Raw genomic sequence first — 3846 nt, 5'->3', positions numbered from 1 at the left:
CGATTAATTCTATTAATTACTAATTAATATTTTAGTATTATTTTGTTTCTAATTTATAATTTGCAATCTGTTTGAATCCATTTAGAAACGAAATGCTGTCCATTCGTTTCTTTCCTGAGAGTTGTAATTCCTTTAGTTCTAATAGAAAATCGTTAGAGTTAATATATATTGTTTTATTTTCAATGAAAAAAGTTCCTGGCTTTCCTATTACTGGTTTATTAGTTTTAGACATTTTAAAAATCTTCAAGACCATTTCTTTTGTGTCTTTTGCCGAAGACAATTTTTTATCTAATAAAATCATCTTAGACCATGCTCCAGGATAGGGTGAAAGTCCACGAACGAAATTATAAATGGTGTTAGAGTTTTTATTCCAATCTATCTCACACGTTTCATTAAATATCTTTGGTGCATAATGCAAATCGTCCGGTTCTTGTTGTGCTTTCGTTATATTGTTTAAAACAATTAATATTTTCTCAGCGGTTAAAACTTCGTTTGCATTAAAATTTTCTGAAATCTTTGTGCATAAAAGTTCAATTGTTTCTATAGTCAATTGTGCACCTAATTTCATTAATCCATTATATACATATTCAACATCTACATCTTCTGGAATTATGAAATTCTTTTGTTTAATAATCCGTCCAGTATCAATATTCTTATCGAGGAAAAAAGATGTTACTCCTGTCTCGGTTTCTCCATTTATAACAGCCCAATTTATAGGAGCTGCACCACGATATTGTGGCAATAATGCTGCATGGATATTGAAAGTTCCAAAACGTGGCATTGACCAAACTATTTCTGGTAACATACGAAACGCAACAACAACTTGTAAATCTGCTTTTAAACCACGTAATTTCTCAATAAATTCAGCATCTTTCATTTTAGATGGCTGTAAAACCTGTAATCCTACAGTTTCAGCATATTTTTTTATAGGAGAAGGTTGAAGTTTTTCCTGATGACGTCCTACAGGTTTATCTGGTTGAGTTACAACACCTACTATATTATAACCATTTTCTACCAAAGCTTTCAACGATTCTACAGCAAACTCTGGAGTACCCATAAAGACAATTCTGAGTTCCTTCTTATCCATACAATATTTTTTTGAATATAATTATGCTATCTTTTTTTTTATTATTCCTCACTAAAGTCGGCAACTAATTGGCGATACATATTATAAAGTCGCGCACGAGATATATAACCAACGAGTCTTCTATCAATTTCCACAACAGGAAGTACTTGTGCTCCTGTTTTTTCAAACACTTTCATAACACTTTCCATAGGATCATTTACTCCAATTGTAGCTGGAGGTGGAGTCATTAATTGTTCTACCGAAAAGCGATGGTATAATTCTGTACGGAAAATTATATGTCGAAGTTTTGTTATATCAATTTCTCCTAATAAAATACCACCATCATTAAGGACTGGAATATAATCGTTGCGACTTGAACTAATAGCATGAACCAGTTTTCCCATATTCATATTTGGATCTACAGAAGTATAATCGCGATCAATAATGTTTTTCATATTCATCATTGTCATTACCGCTTTATCTGTATGATGTGTTAAAAGTTTTCCTTGTCGTGCCAAACGTACTGCATATATACTATGTTGTTCAAATATATTTATTGTAAGATACGAACTAATAGTTACTATAATTAGTGGAATAAAAAGATGATATCCACCAGTAAGCTCTGCAATTAGAAATACTCCTGTTAAAGGTGCGTGCATTACAGCTGCCATTACAGCTGCCATTCCATAAAGGGTAAAATTCTTTTCAGGAATATACTCGCCAATTTGTTGTATATTCCAAAGGCGTGCAAAGAAAAATCCGCCAAACCCACCTATAAATAATGATGGTGCAAATGTTCCGCCACACCCTCCAGCACCATTAGTGGCACTAGTTGCAAATACTTTTGTTAGTGCTACTAATCCTACATATAGAATTAAGAATTTTGTTTGTCCTGCAAACATAGAACCTTGCAACACTTTATCCCAATCGGTTGCAGAATTACCTTCTATAAAAATTCTTAAGCTATTATAACCTTCTCCATATAATGATGGAAACAAAAATATTAATGATGATAAAACGAGCCCTCCTGCCATTAGTTTTAAATAAGGATGCTTAGATAAACTTGCATATTTATCTTCGCACCAAGACATAACACGCATAAAATAAAGTGAGAGAAAACCACAACAAACACCTAAAAGGATAGTTGGTGGAACCTTACTAAGACTCCATAAATAGTCTATCTTAAAGTTATACATAGGTTCTCCACCAGTAAAGAAGTAAGAAAAACAAGTTGCAGTAACCGAAGCTATTAGGATAGGTAATAGAGAAGCCATAGTAAGATCTACCATTAAAATCTCTAAAGTGAAAACTAATCCTGCTATAGGAGCTTTAAAAATACCCGAAACCGCTGCTGTTGCTCCACAACCAACTAACAACATTAATGTTCGGCGATCCATATTGAAGAGTCTTCCTAAGTTACTTCCAATTGCCGATCCTGTTAAAACAATAGGAGCTTCAGCTCCAACAGAACCTCCAAATCCGATAGTAATTGCTGATGCAACGATAGAAGTCCAGGTATTATGTGCTTTTAATTTAGACCGTTTTGTTGAAATGGCATATAATACACGTGTAATGCCATGTGAAATTTGGTCGCGAACAATATACTTTACAAACAAACTTGTTAGCCAAATACCAATAACTGGGTAAAGAAGGTATAGCCAGTTAATAGTGGTTATGCGAAAACCTGAAGTAATAAGAGTTTCTATTTCTTCAATTATAAAATGGAGAATATATGCTGCCACAGCTGCTAGAAATCCTACAATAAATGCTAATATTAGTACAAACTGACAATCGGAAATATTTTTCTTGCGCCAATTGTCAATACTACTTATTATATTGTTGCTTTCTTTATCTACCATTTTTTGGAAACCACTTTTATATTGTATATGGGGTATAGAAAAGTTGTTGTTGTTTAAACTATTTTCTGATTATATTTATTTCTCCCGTCATTCCTATCTTTATTATGGTAGATGGTTGATGCGGTTTATGTTCTTGGCGTCGAGAAAAACATACATAATCAACAGAGGATAATAATTCTTCTGAAATATCACAGAAATTTTGTGCTGCAGGTTCTCCGCTAATATTAACAGATGTACTAACTATTGCTTTCTGGAAACGATAACATAATTCTTTTGAAAAAGGTTCGTTTGTTATTCTTATTCCTATAGAACCATCTTCTGCTATAAGATTTGGTGCAAGATTTACGGCACCATCTAATATTAATGTTGTTGGTTTTACCACTGCATCTATAAGTTGCCATGCAACTTCAGGAACATTACGCACATATTTTTGTAATCGTGCGTCTGAATCTACAAGACAAACTAAGGCTTTAGAATCATCACGGTGTTTTATTTTATATATTTTTGCTACGGCTTCAGAATTTGTTGCATCGCAACCTATTCCCCATACTGTATCGGTTGGATATAGTATTATTCCACCTTTTCGCATCACTTCTACAGCTTTTTGAATATCTTCTTGTTGTGTCATTTTTATATCGTTAATTGCCGAATACAAAATTAGAGAAAAAAAATGAAAATACAAATCTATGAAGGAAAAAACTTGTTGTTTTATTATAAACTATATAGTAAAACAATAGTTGGACAGTTGGCAAAAGTCTATAGATACTAGTATTTTTTTCTTAGTATTCTCTCGTTAGTTTCTGCTAAAATTTATTACTGAGAGGAAGGAGCAATTTTTTTAATTAAAATACAAATGATTTGTAATTACAAAATAAAAAAATCTTATTATAAATTTTTATTTTCTTATTCTAAATTTTCAGG

At 32.3% G+C, this 3846-nt stretch carries 3 protein-coding genes; all 3 read right to left on the bottom strand.

Annotated features, from left to right (window positions below; translation table 11 throughout):
* Window positions 1–37: 37 nt before the first annotated feature.
* From fmt to HMPREF9144_RS06050, 3 genes are read right to left on the bottom strand one after another with little or no spacing between them, the layout of a single operon-like run.
* Window positions 38–1087 carry a methionyl-tRNA formyltransferase gene (fmt, locus tag HMPREF9144_RS06060; protein WP_006045034.1) on the bottom strand — a complete coding sequence of 350 codons (1050 nt, stop codon included), beginning with the start codon at window positions 1085–1087 and terminating at the stop codon, window positions 38–40.
* 41 nt (window positions 1088–1128) lie between these two features.
* Window positions 1129–2925 carry a chloride channel protein gene (locus HMPREF9144_RS06055; RefSeq protein WP_006045033.1) on the bottom strand — a complete coding sequence of 599 codons (1797 nt, stop codon included), beginning with the start codon at window positions 2923–2925 and terminating at the stop codon, window positions 1129–1131.
* Between the two features lie 58 nt (window positions 2926–2983).
* Entirely contained in the window at window positions 2984–3553 is a 570-nt protein-coding gene (locus HMPREF9144_RS06050) for an L-threonylcarbamoyladenylate synthase (protein WP_006045032.1), read from the bottom strand.
* Between the last annotated feature and the right edge of the window lie 293 nt (window positions 3554–3846).

Source organism: Prevotella pallens ATCC 700821 (genome assembly GCF_000220255.1).
Lineage (GTDB): Bacteria > Bacteroidota > Bacteroidia > Bacteroidales > Bacteroidaceae > Prevotella > Prevotella pallens.
Note: the sequence above shows the minus strand (reverse complement) of the source record. Positions and strands in the feature narration are given on the sequence as shown.

Bases quoted from the DNA above. Each gene is read 5' to 3' on its own strand.
- HMPREF9144_RS06055 (WP_006045033.1), bottom strand. From the start codon at position 2,925: ATGGTAGATAAAGAAAGCAACAATATAATAAGTAGTATTGACAATTGG.
- HMPREF9144_RS06050 (WP_006045032.1), bottom strand. From the start codon at position 3,553: ATGACACAACAAGAAGATATTCAAAAAGCTGTAGAAGTGATGCGAAAA.
- fmt (WP_006045034.1), bottom strand. From the start codon at position 1,087: ATGGATAAGAAGGAACTCAGAATTGTCTTTATGGGTACTCCAGAGTTT.